General features: G+C 63.7%; 17 protein-coding genes and 1 other RNA gene. 7 read left to right on the top strand and 11 right to left on the bottom strand.

From position 1 onward, the window contains the following. Nucleotides 1-29: 29 nt before the first annotated feature. The 8 genes from H3Z74_RS07375 to H3Z74_RS07340 all read right to left on the bottom strand — a co-directional run bounded on the left by H3Z74_RS07375 (nucleotide 30) and on the right by H3Z74_RS07340 (nucleotide 5,412). Entirely contained in the window at nucleotides 30-275 is a 246-nt protein-coding gene (locus H3Z74_RS07375; protein WP_187763266.1) for a hypothetical protein, read from the bottom strand. A 57-nt stretch (nucleotides 276-332) separates the two neighbouring features. Then, complete coding sequence (locus H3Z74_RS07370) at nucleotides 333-656, bottom strand: YbaB/EbfC family nucleoid-associated protein (protein WP_187763265.1); 324 nt, start codon at nucleotides 654-656, stop codon at nucleotides 333-335. Continuing rightward, nucleotides 653-2,296: a DNA polymerase III subunit gamma/tau gene (locus tag H3Z74_RS07365; protein ID WP_187763264.1), complete on the bottom strand. Its 1,644-nt coding sequence runs from the start codon at nucleotides 2,294-2,296 to the stop codon at nucleotides 653-655. The genes H3Z74_RS07370 and H3Z74_RS07365 overlap by 4 nt, the downstream gene beginning before the upstream one ends. A gap of 185 nt (nucleotides 2,297-2,481) precedes the next feature. Further along, an RNA gene (ffs, locus tag H3Z74_RS07360) (signal recognition particle sRNA small type) lies at nucleotides 2,482-2,579 on the bottom strand. Nucleotides 2,580-2,620: 41 nt separating this feature from the next. Continuing rightward, nucleotides 2,621-2,872: a hypothetical protein gene (locus H3Z74_RS07355; protein ID WP_187763263.1), complete on the bottom strand. Its 252-nt coding sequence runs from the start codon at nucleotides 2,870-2,872 to the stop codon at nucleotides 2,621-2,623. Nucleotides 2,873-2,915: 43 nt separating this feature from the next. Next, complete coding sequence (locus H3Z74_RS07350; RefSeq protein ID WP_187763262.1) at nucleotides 2,916-3,248, bottom strand: 2Fe-2S iron-sulfur cluster-binding protein; 333 nt, start codon at nucleotides 3,246-3,248, stop codon at nucleotides 2,916-2,918. Beyond that, entirely contained in the window at nucleotides 3,245-4,339 is a 1,095-nt protein-coding gene (locus H3Z74_RS07345) for a cysteine desulfurase family protein (protein WP_187764212.1), read from the bottom strand. Before H3Z74_RS07345 ends, H3Z74_RS07350 begins: the two co-directional genes overlap by 4 nt. Further along, the gene (locus H3Z74_RS07340; RefSeq protein ID WP_229726957.1) at nucleotides 4,336-5,412 is read right to left on the bottom strand and encodes a cysteine desulfurase family protein; all 1,077 of its coding nucleotides are present in this window, start codon (nucleotides 5,410-5,412) and stop codon (nucleotides 4,336-4,338) included. Before H3Z74_RS07340 ends, H3Z74_RS07345 begins: the two co-directional genes overlap by 4 nt. Nucleotides 5,413-5,525: 113 nt before the next feature. Between H3Z74_RS07340 and H3Z74_RS07335 the strand changes: the two genes are divergently transcribed. After that, a complete protein-coding gene (locus H3Z74_RS07335; protein ID WP_034158616.1) occupies nucleotides 5,526-6,182 on the top strand; it encodes an alpha/beta hydrolase in 657 nt (218 codons plus the stop codon). Nucleotides 6,183-6,469: 287 nt separating this feature from the next. Then, complete coding sequence (locus tag H3Z74_RS07330; protein ID WP_229726956.1) at nucleotides 6,470-7,405, top strand: ADP-ribosylglycohydrolase family protein; 936 nt, start codon at nucleotides 6,470-6,472, stop codon at nucleotides 7,403-7,405. A gap of 41 nt (nucleotides 7,406-7,446) precedes the next feature. Here H3Z74_RS07330 and H3Z74_RS07325 read toward each other — a convergent pair whose 3' ends face one another. Continuing rightward, nucleotides 7,447-7,626, bottom strand: a complete 180-nt coding sequence (locus H3Z74_RS07325) for a hypothetical protein (protein ID WP_187763259.1) — start codon at nucleotides 7,624-7,626, stop codon at nucleotides 7,447-7,449. A 125-nt stretch (nucleotides 7,627-7,751) separates the two neighbouring features. Here H3Z74_RS07325 and H3Z74_RS07320 point away from each other — a divergent pair, with 125 nt between their 5' ends. Continuing rightward, nucleotides 7,752-9,107 (top strand): cytochrome P450, encoded by a 1,356-nt coding sequence (locus tag H3Z74_RS07320; RefSeq protein WP_187763258.1) that lies wholly within the window; start codon nucleotides 7,752-7,754, stop codon nucleotides 9,105-9,107. 591 nt (nucleotides 9,108-9,698) lie between these two features. Beyond that, on the top strand, nucleotides 9,699-10,181 hold the full coding sequence (locus H3Z74_RS07315; protein ID WP_187763257.1) for a hypothetical protein: 483 nt from the start codon (nucleotides 9,699-9,701) through the stop codon (nucleotides 10,179-10,181). 313 nt (nucleotides 10,182-10,494) lie between these two features. On the opposite strand, the gene H3Z74_RS07310 is transcribed toward H3Z74_RS07315, so the two are convergent. Continuing rightward, a complete protein-coding gene (locus H3Z74_RS07310) occupies nucleotides 10,495-11,463 on the bottom strand; it encodes a threonine ammonia-lyase (protein ID WP_187763256.1) in 969 nt (322 codons plus the stop codon). Between the two features lie 149 nt (nucleotides 11,464-11,612). Here H3Z74_RS07310 and H3Z74_RS07305 point away from each other — a divergent pair, with 149 nt between their 5' ends. The 3 genes from H3Z74_RS07305 (at nucleotide 11,613) to H3Z74_RS07295 (ending at nucleotide 14,614) form a co-directional block, all read left to right on the top strand. Next, complete coding sequence (locus H3Z74_RS07305) at nucleotides 11,613-12,824, top strand: type III PLP-dependent enzyme (RefSeq protein WP_187763255.1); 1,212 nt, start codon at nucleotides 11,613-11,615, stop codon at nucleotides 12,822-12,824. Between the two features lie 150 nt (nucleotides 12,825-12,974). Then, the gene (locus H3Z74_RS07300; protein ID WP_187763254.1) at nucleotides 12,975-14,024 is read left to right on the top strand and encodes a 1,9-bis(guanidino)-5-aza-nonane synthase; all 1,050 of its coding nucleotides are present in this window, start codon (nucleotides 12,975-12,977) and stop codon (nucleotides 14,022-14,024) included. A 152-nt stretch (nucleotides 14,025-14,176) separates the two neighbouring features. After that, nucleotides 14,177-14,614, top strand: coding sequence for an MAPEG family protein (locus H3Z74_RS07295; RefSeq protein ID WP_187763253.1), 438 nt, complete (start codon nucleotides 14,177-14,179; stop codon nucleotides 14,612-14,614). Nucleotides 14,615-14,620: 6 nt separating this feature from the next. On the opposite strand, the gene H3Z74_RS07290 is transcribed toward H3Z74_RS07295, so the two are convergent. Continuing rightward, nucleotides 14,621-16,510 carry an XrtA/PEP-CTERM system amidotransferase gene (locus tag H3Z74_RS07290; RefSeq protein ID WP_187763252.1) on the bottom strand — a complete coding sequence of 630 codons (1,890 nt, stop codon included), beginning with the start codon at nucleotides 16,508-16,510 and terminating at the stop codon, nucleotides 14,621-14,623. Nucleotides 16,511-16,613: the final 103 nt, after the last annotated feature.

Here is a 16,613-nt window from a genome sequence, read left to right as displayed (position 1 = left end):
CCTTTTCGAACAATGGGGGCAAGAGCATCCTACTCTGCCGGCTTGTCGACCGCCTTCTGGGCCGCATCTCCGACCTTCTGTGCGCCATCGCCGACATCCTTGGCAGCCGACTGGATCGCCTCGGTCTTGATGCCGTCATTCTTGCTCTGGTTGAACAGGTAGAAGGCACCGATCGCGACCGCGATCAGCAATATAACGGCGATCAGAATGCCGCCGCCGCCGCGGCGCTCGATGATCGTGGTATGCGGGGTTTCGGTCACACGGTCTTCAGTCATCACATCTCTCCCTGTACCAGAGAGGAGAACGGCGCGCCGGGTGTGATTGTTCCAGGATCAGAAGGGCAGCTTGAACCCCGGCGGCAACGCCATCCCGCTGGTCAGCTTGGACATTTCGCCACTCGATGCGGTGTCAGCCTTGCCGCGTGCATCGTTGAATGCCGCGACGATCAGGTCCTCGAGCATCTGCTTCTCACTCGGCACGAGCAGCGAATCGTCGATTGCGATGCCGATGATCCGGCCCTTGGCCGATGCGCGGACCTTGACCAACCCGCCGCCCGACGCGCCCTCGACCTCGATCGTGTCGAGGTTGGCCTGCGCCTTTTCCAGCTCGGCCTGGACGTTCTGCGCCATGGCCATGATGTCTTCGATGCTCTTCATGCTTCGTTACTCCGTATTTCACTTGTCCAGCTCTCCAGGGCAGCCTCGGGAAATGCCTCGAACGCCGCCCTGACCACCGGGGTTTCCAATATCGCCGCGCGTTCGGCCGCCGCCGCCGCCAGCTTCACTTCGTTGAGCGTCGGCTCACCTGGCACCTCTTCGGCCGAGACGCGCCACTGCTTGCCGGTAATCCGCTTGAGCTCGAGCGTCAGCTCGCGCACGAAATCCGCCGGCATCGGCCGCGCCGAACTCAGCACCAGTTCGCCCGGAGCGTAACGCACCAGACTCGCGCTATGGCTCAGCCGGGCCGCCAGCGCCGCCTCGCCCTGATCGTCGAGCATGCCGATAAGGCCGACAAAAGTCTCCGGCAGAGACGAACCGGCCGTCACGCTTGAACCCGGTGCGGGTGCTGTTGGCGCCGTGGCTACAGCCGGCCCGGGGCCGCCGGCCGCCAATTGTCGGGCCAGCTCGCCCGGATCGGGCAGGGTCGATGCATGGACGACGCGCAACAGCGCCATCTCGCACGCCTCGATCGGCAAGGCAGCGCGCGCGACCTCGTCATGACCCTTGAGCAGCAATTGCCACAGCCGGTGCAGCGCGGCGAAGGACAGGTTGCCGGCCCATTCCTCCTGCACCTGGCGTTCCTCAACCGCCTGCCCCGCCTCGGGCACGGTGCCGAGCTTGACCAGAGTCGTCGCATGAACCGCTTCGAGCAGCGCGCGCATCACTGCCTGGGGATCGACGCCGAGATCATATTGGCGTCTGAGCGCCGCAAGCGCGCCGAGGCCGTCGCCGGTCAGCAGCACGCCGAGTAGTGCACGCACGGCGCCACGATCGGACAGTCCGAGCATGTCGCGCACCGCCGCGGCCTTCACGCCACCGCCTTCAATCCCGGCATGCGCAATCGCCTGATCGAGAATCGACAGGCCGTCGCGCGCCGAGCCTTCCGCCGCGCGCGCGATCAGCGCCAGCGCCTCGGGTTCGGCCTCGACACCTTCGGCCTCGGCGACAGCGGCGAAATGCGCACCGAGCATTTCTGCCGAGATCCGCCGCAGGTCGAAACGCTGGCAGCGCGAGAGAACGGTCACCGGAACCTTGTTGACCTCGGTCGTGGCGAACAGGAACTTCACATGCGCTGGCGGCTCTTCGAGCGTCTTCAGGAGCGCGTTGAACGCGTTCTTCGACAGCATGTGCACTTCGTCGATGATGTAGATCTTGTAACGCGCCGACACCGCCGCATAGCGCGACGCATCGATGATCTCGCGCACATCGTCGACGCCGGTATGGCTCGCGGCGTCCATCTCGATCACGTCGATATGCCGCCCCTCGGCGATCGCCCGGCACGGCTCGCACACGCCGCACGGATCGATTGTCGGACCACCCTCCCCGTCCGGGCCGATACAGTTGAGCGCCTTGGCGATCAGCCGCGCGGTCGAGGTCTTGCCGACTCCGCGGACGCCGGTGAGCAGAAAGGCATGCGCCAGCCGCCCGCGCTTGATCGCGTTGCCCAGCGTGGTGACCATCGCATCCTGGCCGATCAGCTCGGCAAAGGTCTGCGGCCGGTATTTGCGGGCGAGAACGCGATAGACCTCAGCCTTGGCAGGCTGGGGCGGTTCGCCGAGATCGAAGGAGTCGGACATTGCGCCCTATCTAGGGAGCCGCGCAGCGAATGTCGAAGGCGATGATGCAGTGCTGGCGCATCATGGGGATCAAATGAGCGGTTCGAGGAGCGCCGCGGCAAGGCCGCGTCGTCGGACGGCGCCCTAGCGCCGCCAGCCGCGCGCACTGCGGATTCTCGCTGCAGTTTCGCTGCTTCTCGGCAGCGCGCGGTGGGAGCCGGAACGACCCGCGGCGAAATCGTTGCGGCTGCTTCCTTCCGGACCTGACCGGGTTGGCGACGACCACGTCCGCCCGACTCCCGCGCTGCAGATAGGAGAGTCGGGCGGCGTGATCAATAGCCGGGATCAGCGGCGGTAGCGGACCGTGCGGCAACGCGTCACCTTGCGGCCATGATACCAGGTGCGCTTGCAGACCTTGCGAGTGCCCCAGCCATGACGGCGGCGATCATTGCCCCAGTGACGACGGGTTTCGGTACGCTCACGGACGACGACGCGCTCATGCGACTGCACCCCGGCCACGGGGGCTGCGACGGCAGCGGCCGGGGCAGTCGCTGCGACGCTGAGCAATCCGGCGGCGATCATGACGAAGAATTTCATGGGCTTCTCTCCTTGTACCGATGTCGGCACGGGATCGAAACGGTCATCGTCCCTGCATGTTCCGCGCTTCACCGGGAATGCGGACGGTCAAGCCATCGAGAGCATCGTCGAGCCAGACCTGGCAAGCGAGCCGGCTGGTGCGCGTCGCGCCGGCAGCAAGGTCGAGCATGTCTTCCTCGTCTTCGCTCGCCCTGGGCAGCCGTGCAAAATCCTCCGCGGCGACGATGACGTGGCAGGTCGAACAGGCCATCTGGCCTTCGCATGTGCCTTCGAGCGGCTGACCATAAGCCTGGGCGAGGTCGAGGAGCCGGTCGCCGGGCGATCCGCGCGTTTCCATGACCGTCCCGTCGGTGGCGATGAACCGGACGAGCGTCACGCCGCAGCTCGTTGTGCGTCGGCGGCGGCGTTGATGCGATCGATCGCGTCGGTCAGTTCGGCTTCGGTCGTGTAGCGCCCAAAGCCGATCCGGATGCTCGATCGGGCCAGTGCCTCACTCAGGCCGATCGCGCGCAGCACATGGCTGGAGCGGCCCGATCCGCTGGCGCAGGCGGATCCGGCGGAAAATGCCAGGTCGCGCAAATCAGACATCAGGCGCGCAACGTCGAGACCGTCACGGCGGACATTGAGGTTGCCATGATAGCGCTGATGGACCGAACCGTTGATCGTCCAGCGTGGCCCGAGTGCTGCCACCGCACCGACCCACAAGCGCTCGATCTGTGCAGCGTCCCCAGCCTGGCGTTCGACCGCCAGCCGCGCCGCCGCGCCAAAGCCGGCACAAAGCGCGGGCGACAAGGTGCCCGATCGCCCGAGCGCCTCCTGCCCGCCGCCGTGCAGCAGCGGCGCGAGCGTAACGCCATCGCGTACCCACAACGCGCCAATGCCCTTTGGTCCGTGAATCTTGTGCGCCGACACCGCAATCATATCGCAGCCGGCCGGAATCGGCAGTCGTCCGAACCCTTGCACCGCGTCGCACAGCACCAGCGCGCCGGCGGCATGGGCCATTTCGGCCAGCTCCGCGATCGGCTGCACCACACCGATCTCGTTATTGACCAGCATGGCAGCGACCAGCGCCGTGCCCGGCACGATCGCCGCTTGTGCCGCCGCGCGATCGACCAGCCCATCGGCATCGACCGGCAGGACGACCACTTCGCGCCCGGTTCGGGCCAGCGCGTCGACCGTGTCGAGCGTCGCAGCATGTTCGGTCGCAAGCGTGACGATTCGCCCTGGACCAGCCCCCTTGATCGCCCAGTTGATCGCTTCGGTCGCACCACTGGTGAAGGCGCTCTTCCCCGCGACGGGCAGGAGCGCGGCGAGATTGTCCCGCGCCACCTCGACCGCCGCCTTTGCCGCCCTGCCCGGCACATGTGCGGAATGCGGATTGGCGTGCTGGTTCTCCAGCCAGGGCAACATCGCCGCCAGCGCTTCCGGCGCGAGCGGCGTGGTCGCCTGATAATCGAGATAGATCATGCCGCGAATGCTCGAGCGGAGCGTGACACGCCGCGCCATTCCGCGATGAAGCGGTCGATGTCGGCCTCATTCGTGCCACGGCCGAAGCTGACCCGCACCACTTCGCGCGACGCCTCAACGCTCCATCCCATCGCCCCGAGCACATGGCTGGGCTTCATGCTGCCCGAAGAACAGGCGCTGCCCGCCGACACCGCGATCCCCGCCATATCGAACCGGATCAGCTGCGTCGCCGCCGCCAGCCCAGGGAGACGATAGGACCCGATCGCGGGATGCCGCGATGCCCCTTCCGCAACCACCACGCCACCCGACCGCGCAATGGCATCGTCGAGCTTCGCCCGAAGCACCGCCATCTTCTCCAGATCTTCCGGCGCCTCGAGTGCCGCTGCGAAACCCAATGCTGCGGGCAAATTCTCCGTGCCCGGCCGATAGCCCCGCTCCTGTCCGCCGGTCGGCAGCAAGGTCGCCAGATCGCGCACCAGCAGCGCGCCGATCCCGGGCGGTCCGCCGCGCTTATGCGCGGAAATCGCGACGAAATCGGCGTGCTCGGCTACCGCCGGGTCAGCGCCGGCGGGCATCTGTGCCGCATCGACCAGCAGCAAGCCGCCGGCGGCGTGGATCGTTACCGCCAGGGCAGCGATTGGCTGGCGCACGCCGGTTTCGCTGTTCGCCCATTGGATCGCCACCACCGGACGACCCGAAATTCCCAACGCCGCGTCAAGCGAGGTCGGATCGATCAGCCCGCTGGCGTCGACGGCGATCACCGCTGCTTCCGCGGCGACTCGGATCGCCGCATCATGTTCGACCGCCGAGATGACCCGCCGCTCGGCCACCGATCGCCCCAGGCCGATCGCCAGCGCCTCGCTCGCGCCGCTGGTCAGGATCACCTCACCGGACCAGCCATAGACAGCGGCAATGCAGCCGCGCGCCCCCTCCAGCGCCGCGCGCGCCGCGCGTCCCTCGGCATGCGGCGATGATGGATTGGCCCAATGCGCCATGCCATCGGTCATCGCGGCGATCGCCACCGGCAGCATCGGCGTGGTCGCGGCATGGTCAAGATAGAGGCGGTCGGCCAAGCGGTTTGTTCCAATTGCGAAAAGGCGCATCTTGCCTATATAGCGCGCACATTCCAGCGCTCCACTCGCCATTCTTTTCAGGTGGGGCGCGCAGTCATTGTCAGCAGGTCTCCATGCCAGAAGTCATTTTCCCCGGTCCCGATGGCCGTCTCGAAGGCCGTTTCGCTCCCGGGCCGCGCCCGCGCGCCCCTGTGGCGATGATTCTCCACCCGCACCCCTCGTCGGGCGGCACCATGAACAACCGCATCGTGCAGGAGCTCTACAAGACCTTCCAGCGGCGCGGTTTTGCCACGCTGCGCTTCAATTTCCGCGGCGTCGGCAAGAGCCAGGGCACGTTCGACAACGGCATCGGCGAATTGTCCGATGCGGCGTCGGCCCTCGACTGGGTGCAGAGCTTCCATCCCGAGGCCTCGACAACCTGGATCGCCGGGTTCAGCTTCGGCGCATGGATCGGCATGCAGTTGCTGATGCGCCGCCCGGAGATTCGCGGCTTCATCTCGGTCGCGCCCCCGGCGAACATGTACGACTTCACCTTCCTCGCCCCCTGCCCAGCCAGCGGAATCATCATTCAGGGCGAGAATGACGAAGTGTCCCCGCCGCTTGCGACCCAGAAGCTGGTCGACAAGCTGCGCACGCAGAAGCACATCACGATCCACCATGACACGATCCCGAAGGCGAACCATTTCTTCGAGCATGAAATGCCCGAGCTGATGGGCAGCGTGGACAAGTATCTGGATATGCGGCTCGATCCCAACTCGCCGATCCGGTGAGCGGGGTCGGCTTCGCCAATACCAGTTCGATAGCCTGAACGGGGCTGGAGCTCGAGAATCGCATTTCACATTCGCCGCAATAGCGGGGACTGGATGGCGCTTGAATCGCGCCCGCTTGAACGGTTGTGGGCGGTCCGGGGGAGATATGTTACACCGGTAGTGTAACATATCTCCTATGCGGATCCATGGACATCCGTTAGAATATTCGGATAATATTCAATAGCATATAGCGTATATTTAACACATGCTACGGGCGACCGCGCGTCTTGGCGATTGAGAGGTTGTCCTTGCCACCGAAACCATCCGACGCCGCTGCGGATCGCGCGATCGGCGCGCTGCTCGGACTTGCCGTCGGCGACGCGCTGGGCACAACGCTGGAGTTCAGCGCGCGCGATTCGCTGCCACTTCTGGTCGATATGGTCGGTGGCGGCCCGTTCCAGCTCGTGCCGGGCCAATGGACCGATGACACCGCAATGGCGCTCGCGCTCGGTCATAGCCTGATCGGACGGGACGAATTCGATCCGCGGAACTGCATGGCGCGGTTCGTCAACTGGTATCGCTGGGGCATGTATAGCTGCACCGGCACGTGTTTCGATATCGGCGTGACCACGCGGATTGCGCTTCAAAGCTTCGAAGAGAATGGTGATCCCTTCGCCGGATCAAGCGATCCCAAAAGCGCCGGCAACGGATCGCTCATGCGGTTGTCGCCCGTCGCCATCTGGGGTGCGCGACGCGATGAAGCCGCGATCCTGGAGGTTGCCCGCGCCCAAAGTCGGCTGACTCATGGTGCTGCCGAATGCCTCGTCGCATGCGAAAGCTTTGCTGTGCTCACCGCACGTGCGATCCGCGGCGTGGCGCCAGAGGAACTCTTTGCGGCGCCGCTTGTGACAACACCTCCGAGCCAAAGCATCGAAGACATCCTTGCCGGCAGTTGGCGCGGCAAGCCGCGTCACGCGATCCGGTCGAGCGGCTATGTCGTCGACAGCCTGGAAGCGGCGCTCTGGTGCGTGCACGAAACCACCTCGTTCGAAGAGGCAGTTCTGCTCGCAGCGAATCTCGGTGATGATGCCGATACGGTTGCGGCAATCACCGGTCAGCTTGCCGGGGCGATCCACGGCGCAAGCGCGATACCGCCACATTGGCGCGAAAGACTGGCCTGGCGCGAGGAAATCAAAGACCTCGCCCTCAAGCTTTATAATGGCGATTCTGCAATTCCGGCTTAAATCTGAAGGCACAGCGATAAATTTGCCTCAGATAAACAGGCCTACATCGTCCAGACCAGCACATTACCCAACAGCACAACCGCCATGATCAACAGCAGGATGGCGCGTTTGCGCTGCAGTCCCTTGATCAGCAGATAACCGCCGCCGATCAGGCAGGCGAAGAAGCCGATCATGGCAATAGCGGGAGCGACCGCAGCGATTCCGGTGAGGGCCTGGTTCATCCGCCTGTCCTACCTGCTCGCGCCGGACGAAGTCGAGCGGCCGGCACCTGAAATCATCCGGCCGAGTGCGCCGCCAATGCTCAAAAGACTACGCATCCACGCCCGAACAATGCTATAAGATACCTATGACTAGCATATCACTCTTCATTCCGGTTCAGCCGCCGCGCTCGACCGACTGGCAACCGATCTGGCGCGAGCTGAGCGGGGAGCGGCTTCGCAACACCGTCTACGGCATCCCACAGCCCGCCTTCGACCTGCCCATCCGCACGCGCAAGGCGCTGGGGATCACGATACACAGCCTGATGGACCCGGAAGCGGTCGAACGTGTGCTGCTCAGCAACAAGGCCAATTATCTGCGGCCGCGGCTGGCGCAGCGCCTGCTGTCCTCACTGGTCGGCAATGGGCTGCTCAGCGCGGAAGGGGATGATTGGCGCACGCAGCGGCGGATCGTCGCGCCGACCTTCGCACCCGGCGCGGTCGCCGGCATGGCGCAAACCATGACGCAATGCGCGGTCGACAATATCGCGCGGTGGCCGGCCGGTCCGGCGCAAATCGACATGGCGGAGGAAGCGACTCACACCACCATGGCGATCATCGCCAACAGCCTGTTCGCCGGTGACTCGCGGCTGACCAACCCGCAGGCGAGCGATTATATCAGCCAGTTGCTCGTCGTCGCCGGCCAGGCGCGCCTGATGGCGGTGCTCGGCCTGCAGGACTGGGATCCGAGTCCTGGCATGCGGCGGGCACGACGGGCGCGCAACTGGCTGCGGCAGACATTGACCGAGATGGTCCGCGATCGTGGCCCGGACGGCGGGGGCGATGATTTTTTCGGCGGAATGATTCGCTCGCTTGGCGAGCATTTTCCGCCCGAGCAGGCGATAACACTGGCGGTCGACAATGCGATCACCTTCTATCTCGCCGGACATGAAACCACAGCGAACGCGCTGGCATGGAGCATCTACTGCCTGGCGGCCCAGCCCGGCCTTCAGGAAGAGGCGCGGGCCGAAGCCATCGCGGCCAAGTCCTATCCGGCCTCCGAACGGATCGATCATCTCGAGTTGCTGAAGCAGATCTTCGAAGAAACCATGCGGCTCTACCCGCCCGCACCTCGATTCGCCCGCGAAGCACTGGCACCGGACGAACTCGCCGGCCGGCCGATCGCCAAGGGAGAGCTGGTGGCGATCTGGCCATGGGTCATCCATCGCCATCGCGCCTTGTGGAACGATCCCGATCACTTCGATCACACCCGGTTCGCGCCCGAAAACCGCGCCAAGCTGCATCGCTTTCAGTATATCCCGTTTGGCGGCGGGCCGCGGGTATGCGTCGGTGCGCGCTTCGCCACGATGGAAGCGCTGTTGATCCTGGCACAGTGGCTCTGCGAACGGCGCTTCACGCTGCCGCAGGGATTCGTACCGGACCCGGTGGGCAGCGTGACGTTGCGGCCAAGAGGCGGGATGCCGCTGATGACCGAGCCGGTATGATATAAAGGGCGTTGAAGATGATCTTCAGGCCCGTTCTGCTGAGCACTTAAAGATCTGATTCTTCGGTCGATATGGTTCACCAGTCACGCTGATCACCGCTTCCACAACTTGTCAGGGAGCGGCTATATTTCTACGCCTTTCGATGATCATTGAACTGTAGGCGTTACGAGAATGGCATCTTCGACATATGCTGCGGCCTGATCCTTGCCGGCGCCCTTCTGTCCAGCCCTGCCCCGTTGCTCGTACAGTCAGCGCCGTCCTCGGCCAACGGCACTTGCGGCGCCGGAACTATTCCCGGCCGGGCGGCGGGGGTATGTATATACCGCAAGGCGGTGATCAGGCACCGCAGATCCCCACTATTCCAAAAGCCCGATAATGCTCTTGGCACATGAGTTGTACATGCCGGGGACCCATCACTACGTGGAGCAGCCTCGGAAAGCGCCGTTATGTCGATCTTCAACACGATTGCAGCCGAGATGAACGCGTCAACTAGAAGTCACTATGAAACGATAGAACCAATCATGATGGCAAGTTATTCATGACTGACAATGTTCACTCTCAAACTGCGTCTATCTCTAGGCCCGATTGCCCATGATAGAGCGTTTTATGCCGCGCGCTAATATTGGCCATTCGATTGCGGCTGGCCTTGTCCTGATGATTGGCGTCATATCGCCTAGTGCTTCGGCGGAACCGGCGGCTGCTTGCAAGGCAATTTCTGAGCATGGCAAGTCGGTTTCAAGCGCTCGCGATTTGATCTTCTTACCGCCAGAGATACAAACTGACCTGGAATCCCGATTGGGCAGCATTGCCAATCCCGACGAGGATTATCAGAAGAATGATGTTGTTGGCACTCCCGCCTTGCCACGTTGGCGATTTAACGATGCGATCTTGCTGAATGGAATCTGGCTTATCTTCGTAGATGGAGGTGAACGCGGGTTAAATTCTTTTGGTTACGTGATGCAAACGGATACAGAAACGGGAACAGAACAATTTTCATTCCTGTCTAGCTATCACCTTATTGGACCGAAGTGTTCAATCATATCGTCCATCTTAGATGGGGTCAAAAGCCCGTAGATTTGACAGATTCAACTGCCAGATGAAGCTGACCTTTTTGGCGGTGACTTCGATTGACCAGGCGGTCTCGCCGTTCTTCTCGCTGCAGCTGAAGTGGGTTCATCGGTGGAGCGTGAGCTAGGCGTCGTGGACAAAGCTTGACCTGAGACACTCGGGTTGATTCAAGGCTTCCTTTTGGAGGCAGCGTTGGGTGAGCGGATCGGCGTGTCGGACGAAGAGTGGGCGCATCCGACTGAACTATTACCGTCATCCCCGCTTTCGCGGGCATGACGGAGAAGACTGTGATTATCTAACTCTGATGATGCTTTGCGCCTCAGTCGCCCCGCGCCAGCACGGTGCCATAGGCTTCCATATCGACATTGCCGCCCGACAGAATGACCAGCATCCCCTCTTCAAGCGCGACCTGCCCGGTCAGCACCGCCGCCAGTGCGACGGCGCCGCCCGGTTCGACCACCAGCTGCAATTTCTCCGCTGCCCAGCGCTGCGCCGCGCGAATCGCCGCTTCGCTGACCGCCACGCCATTCACGCCGCGTCGCGACAGCACGTCGAAGGTCAGCGGCGATACGCGAATCGTCTGCAACGCATCGCAGGCGGTTGGCGGCGGATTGTCGCCGACCGGCTCGATCCAGCCTGCCTCAAGCGAGCGGCGCATATCGTCCCAGCCCTCGGGCTCCGCGACGGTTATCGCCGCATCGGGCAGTCCGAGCGCGATCCCTGCCGAAAGGCCGCCGCCGCCACATGGCACCGCGACTCGGCGCGGTGCGCCCAGCCCCAAGGCCGCCATTTGCGCCGCTGCCTCGATTCCCGCGCTGCCCTGCCCTTCGATGATCCAGGGATCATCGAAGCTCGGTACCAGCACTGCGCCGCGGGCATGGGCGAGGTGCGCCGCGATCTTCTCGCGACTCTCCGTCATGCGGTCATAATCGACCACTTCCGCACCCAGCGCGAGCGTGCCGTCGCGCTTCGATTTGGGGGCGTCGGCGGGCATCACGATCGTCGCGGGCATGCCCAGCCGCTTCGCCGCCCAGGCAATGCCCTGAGCATGGTTGCCGGAGGAGAATGCGACGACGCCTTTTTCGCGCAGATCGCCATCGATTGCGGTGAGCCGATGCCACGCCCCGCGCAATTTGAACGCGCCGATCGGCTGCAGACACTCCGCCTTGAAAGCCACTGGGATTCCACGAATTTCCGCCACGAACAAAGGCGAAGGCGGCAAGATCGCCGCAATCTTCGCTGCAGCATCGCGGACGCCGGCCCGGGTCGGTTGTCGCACTAGAGTCACATTTTACCTCGCTGGTCACCTTCATGGGTCCAATAGCGCTTTACATCCGTGAAAGCCGACCCTATTTCGCCCATCCGCTGCCCCATGGGACTTCCAACCGCAAGGCAGTGTTTCGTGAACTTGTCTTCGGACATTGGAGGTCCCTTGAATTGCACAAGCATCATAACGCGCTGGGGTTAGCGACCACCCATTCTACCGTTGTAGAGATCGCCAACACTCGTCCGGTTCAGCCGGTCACGCTTATTCGTCCGCATGCCGCTGCGCGTGCCGCCCGCTTCTTCGTCGAGAAGTTTCCGGGACGGTCGCTCTATGCGGTGAAGGCGAATCCGTCTCCCGACCTGATCAAGGTGCTGTGGGACAGCGGAATCACGCATTACGACGTCGCCTCGATCGCCGAGGTGCGGCTCGTCGCGCGCACGCTGCCTGACGCCACCCTGTGCTTCATGCACCCGGTCAAGGCCGAGGAAGCGATCCACGAGGCGTATTTCAAATATGGCTGCCGCACGTTCAGTCTCGATTCGCTTGAGGAGCTGGACAAGATCCTGCGCGCGACCGAGCACGCCACCGATCTGACTTTGTGCGTCCGGCTGCGCGTGTCGTCGGAGCATTCGAAGCTCAGCCTCGCGTCCAAGTTCGGCTGCGCGCCGCATGAGGCAAAGGAGCTGCTGTTCGCAGCACGCCAGGCGGCTGATGCGCTCGGCATCTGCTTCCATGTCGGCAGCCAGGCGATGACGCCGGAAGCCTATGCCAATGCGCTGGAGCGGGTTCGTGCCGCAATCGTCGATGCGGCGGTCACGGTCGACGTGATCGATGTCGGCGGTGGTTTCCCCTCGACCTATCCGGGCATGGAGCCGCCCCCGCTCGAACATTATTTCGAGACGATCCACCGCGCGTTCGAAAGCCTGCCGGTGAGCTATTCGTCCGAATTGTGGGCCGAGCCGGGCCGGGCATTGTGCGCGGAATATTCCTCGCTGATCGTCCGCGTCGAGCGGCGTCGCGGCGACGAGCTGTACATCAACGACGGTGCCTATGGCGCGCTGTTCGATGCCGCGCATATCGGCTGGCGGTTCCCGGTGCAGCTGCTCCGCGAACCCGACAGCCGGGCGCGCGACATGGAGTTCAGCTTCTACGGCCCGACCTGCGACGACATGGACCATATGGCCGGTCCGTTCATGCTTCCCGCCGACACCCAGGCGGGCGACTATATCGAGATCGGCATGCTCGGGGCCTATGGCTGCGCGATGCGCACTGCGTTCAACGGCTTCGGCTCGGATGAGACGGTGATCATGGACGATGAGCCGATGGCGTCGCTGTATGTCAGCGACGAACGTGAGGTCGCGTCGAACGTCGTCACGCTGTAACAGCACAGTATTACCGCCGTCTTCCTCCCCTCCCGCTCGCGGGAGGGGATCGAGGGGTGGGCTCGCGCTCACCACCGGCGAAACCGCTCGCGGGAAGCGCGAGCCCACCCCTGCCCCCTCCCGCAAGCGGGAGGGGAATTGAGATTCTGAATGACCGATACCACCCTCTCGAACCGCAAGGCCGAGCTTCTTTCGACCACCGTCGAGCATATCGACATCACCAAGTTCGACGCGCGCCCGATCGTCGATGCGATGAAGAAGATGAGCTTCACCAGCCGCGACCTGGGCCGTGCGACCGACATCTACAATCAGATGCTGGCCGATCCCGATTGCTCGATCTTCCTGGTCATTGCCGGGTCGACCAGCGCGGGCGGATGCATGGACCTCTATGCCGAGCTGCTGCGCAACAACATGATCGACGGCGTGGTCGCGACCGGCGCGTCGATCGTCGACATGGATTTCTTCGAAGGCCTTGGCCACAAACATTATCAGGCGCTCGAAGTGCCCGATGACGACACGCTGCGCTCGCTGCTGATCGATCGCATCTACGACACCTATATCGACGAGGAGCAGCTGCAGGATTGCGATCACACGATCCTGGAAATCGCCAACAGCCTGGAACCGCGCCCCTATTCGAGCCGCGAGTTCATCCGTGCGATGGGCAAGTATCTCGTCGAGAACGGCAAGAAGGACAACAGCCTGGTCAAGCTGGCATACGAGCATGACGTGCCGATCTTCTGCCCGGCATTCGTCGACAGCTCGGCCGGTTTCGGGCTGGTCAAGCACCAGGTCGACCGCGCCAAGGAGGGCAAGCCGTACATGGTGCTCGACGCGATCGCCGATTTCCGCGAACTGACCGACATCAAGATCAAGGCCGGCACCACCGGTCTGCTGATGATCGGTGGCGGCGTGCCGAAGAACTTCATCCAGGACACCGTGGTGTGCGCCGAGATCCTTGGCCATGACGGTGTTCAGGTGCACAAATATGCCGTGCAGATCACCGTCGCCGACGTACGCGACGGCGCCTGCTCATCTTCGACGCTGCAGGAAGCGGCGAGCTGGGGCAAGGTCAACACCGGCATCGAACAGATGGTGTTCGCCGAAGCAGGATCGGTCATGCCGCTGCTCGCCAGCGATGCCTATCATCGCGGGCTGTGGAAGAACCGCACCAAGCGCCGCTGGGGCGCCAGCTTCGACTGAAGCATTTTTCAGCCAGAAAAAAGGGGCGTCGGATCGATCCGGCGCCCCTTTTTCTTTGGCGGTTATGCCGTATCCGCGGACATCTCGCAGAAAAGTTGCGCATCCGTTCCGATTACGGCAGCTTGCCCGGCAAATATAAGGGGAGCTGAAAGATGACCGAGCATAGCCCGATCCTCGCGCCGATCGTTGTCCTGATCGCGTGGAGCCTTGTGATGTGGCTCTGGATGTATGTCCGCCGCATCCCGGCAATGGGCAAGGCCGGCATCGATTCGAAAACATTGGTCGGTGGAAATGGTAGCGACCTGCGAGCGCGCCTTCCGGCCAAGGACCAGTGGCCCGCCGATAATTACAATCATCTGATGGAACAGCCGACGCTGTTCTATGCGATTGCACTGGTCCTCGCACTGTCCGGGACCGGTGGGGGCTGGAACGCCTGCATCGCCTGGGCCTATGTCGGTCTGCGGATCCTCCACAGCCTGATCCAGGTGACGATCAACCGCGTTCTGGTGCGTTTCGCGGTCTTCACGCTATCGACATTGTGCTTGATGGCACTGACGGTCCACGCGGCAATCGCAGTATTCTGCCGCTGATCCCAGTCAGCCGAAAAGACGCTGCATCGACCGTTCGAGCATCACCAGCTGCCACAAAGTCCGGCCGTGCTCCGCGCGGCCGGACCGGTGCTCGGTGGCGATACGCTCGATTGCCCGCGGATCGAACATGGTTCCAAGTATGCGCGACTTGGCCAGCGCGCCCGCCTCATCGGCAAGCGCACCGCGAAACCAGGCGCTGATCGGCGTCACAAAGCCCATTTTAGGGCGATAGAGGATGTCCCTGGGAAGATAGCGCTCCATCGCCTTCTTCATGAGCCATTTGCCCTGGCCGGCCCTGATCCGCATCGATGCGGGTAGCGACGCGGCGAACTCGACGAAGCGATAGTCGAGCAGCGGCTCGCGTGCCTCAAGGCTGACCGCCATGCTGGTACGGTCGGTCTTGGTCAGAATGTCGCCGGGCAGCCAATGCTGGAAGTCGGCATATTGCGCGCGGTCGATCGCATCGCGCGCCGGCGCGTCGCGCATCGTGCGGACATAGCGGTCCTCGGCCCGGTGTCCGACCAGCGCGCGTTTCGCTTCATCGGAGAAGAGCATCGCCCGGAGCGTCGGAGTCGTCACACCGACCGAGCGCGCATAGGCCTCCGCTCCATCCTCGGCGAGTGCGAGCAGGGTCGTCTTCGCGCGCAACGAGCGTGGCGCCCAGTCGGCCTTGGGATACAGGCCGCCAAGCGCCCCGAACACACCGGCGCGCATCGATGGTGGGAACAGCGCCCTCACCCGCTCCTCCGCCGCCTGGAACTTGTAGCGGCGATATCCGGCCAGTGCCTCGTCCGCGCCGTCGCCCGACAGCGCGACGGTCACATTCTCGCGCGCCAGTTCGCAGACGCGGTAGGTCGCCAGCGCCGAGGCATCGGCAAAGGGTTCGTCGAACGCCGTGACCAAGGTGTCGATCAAGGCAAAATCATCCGCCGCCACGACCCGCTCGCGGTGGTCGGTGGCAAAGCGCTGCGCGACCTGGTCGGCATAGCCGCGCTCGTCATGGCCCGCTTCCCGGAAACCGATCGTGCAGGTCTTGACCGCGCTCGACGATGCTTCAGCCATCAATGCGACCACTGCCGAGCTGTCGACCCCGCCCGAGAGGAACGCGCCGAGCGGCACGTCGGCCATCAGGCGCGACCGGACCGCGTCGCGCATCCGCGACACCAATTCTTCCTCCAGCGCCTTGACCGAACCGCTGGCGCGGCGCGAGAAATCCACATCCCACCAGCGCGACGGGGCGGGCACCGACTTGCCGCGCTCGATCAGCAGCGAATGACCCGCGGGCAGTTTCTTCACCCCGGCGACGAGGCAGATATCGTCCGGCACATAGCCGAACGCCATATAATCCTCGACCGCGCGAATATCGGGCTCGCGCCGCAGCAGCGGGTGCGCGAGCAGCCCTTTCAGTTCCGACGCGAAGGCGACGCCTCCATCGGCCAGCTCGACATAATGAAGCGGCTTCACGCCGAGGCGGTCGCGCGCCATGAACAGGCACTGCCGGCGTGAATCGTGCAGCGCGAAAGCGAACATGCCGTTGAGCCGGTCGAGCATCGCCGGGCCCCAGGCAGACCAGCCATGAAGCAGCACTTCGGTGTCGCTGTTCGATGCGAACACCGCGCCCTTTGCCTCGAGTTGGGCACGAACCTCGAGGAAATTATAGATTTCGCCGTTATAGGTGACCGTCAGCGCCCCGTCAGCGCTCGCCATGGGCTGCGCCCCCGCTTCGGTCAGGTCGATGATGGCCAGCCGCCTGTGGCCCAGACCGACGCCCGGCGCGGTCCATACGCCTGACCCGTCGGGCCCACGATGCAGCTGCGCGTCGGTCATCGCCCGGATGCGCGCAGGATCGACCGGCTTCGGCGTTGCGGGGTAATAAAGGCCGGCGATGCCGCACATATGTTGGTTTATCCCGCAGTCGTACCGATAGATCCGTCAGCTGAACTTGTTTCAGCGTCCCGGCGTGGCCACTCGCACCGGGAGCGCCGCACCTGTGGCTAAT

The sequence above is a fragment of the Sphingomonas alpina genome, from assembly GCF_014490665.1.
Classification (GTDB): domain Bacteria; phylum Pseudomonadota; class Alphaproteobacteria; order Sphingomonadales; family Sphingomonadaceae; genus Sphingomonas; species Sphingomonas alpina.
This window is presented reverse-complemented; position numbering and strand designations above follow the sequence as displayed.

Excerpts from the sequence above, each read along its gene's own strand:
- H3Z74_RS07295 (WP_187763253.1), top strand. The coding sequence starts at position 14,177 with ATGACCGAGCATAGCCCGATCCTCGCGCCGATCGTTGTCCTGATCGCG.
- H3Z74_RS07335 (WP_034158616.1), top strand. The coding sequence starts at position 5,526 with ATGCCAGAAGTCATTTTCCCCGGTCCCGATGGCCGTCTCGAAGGCCGT.
- H3Z74_RS07300 (WP_187763254.1), top strand. The coding sequence starts at position 12,975 with ATGACCGATACCACCCTCTCGAACCGCAAGGCCGAGCTTCTTTCGACC.
- H3Z74_RS07320 (WP_187763258.1), top strand. The coding sequence starts at position 7,752 with ATGACTAGCATATCACTCTTCATTCCGGTTCAGCCGCCGCGCTCGACC.
- H3Z74_RS07345 (WP_187764212.1), bottom strand. The coding sequence starts at position 4,339 with ATGATCTATCTCGATTATCAGGCGACCACGCCGCTCGCGCCGGAAGCG.
- H3Z74_RS07375 (WP_187763266.1), bottom strand. The coding sequence starts at position 275 with ATGACTGAAGACCGTGTGACCGAAACCCCGCATACCACGATCATCGAG.
- H3Z74_RS07370 (WP_187763265.1), bottom strand. The coding sequence starts at position 656 with ATGAAGAGCATCGAAGACATCATGGCCATGGCGCAGAACGTCCAGGCC.
- H3Z74_RS07290 (WP_187763252.1), bottom strand. The coding sequence starts at position 16,510 with ATGTGCGGCATCGCCGGCCTTTATTACCCCGCAACGCCGAAGCCGGTC.
- H3Z74_RS07365 (WP_187763264.1), bottom strand. The coding sequence starts at position 2,296 with ATGTCCGACTCCTTCGATCTCGGCGAACCGCCCCAGCCTGCCAAGGCT.
- H3Z74_RS07315 (WP_187763257.1), top strand. The coding sequence starts at position 9,699 with ATGATAGAGCGTTTTATGCCGCGCGCTAATATTGGCCATTCGATTGCG.
- H3Z74_RS07355 (WP_187763263.1), bottom strand. The coding sequence starts at position 2,872 with ATGAAATTCTTCGTCATGATCGCCGCCGGATTGCTCAGCGTCGCAGCG.
- H3Z74_RS07325 (WP_187763259.1), bottom strand. The coding sequence starts at position 7,626 with ATGAACCAGGCCCTCACCGGAATCGCTGCGGTCGCTCCCGCTATTGCC.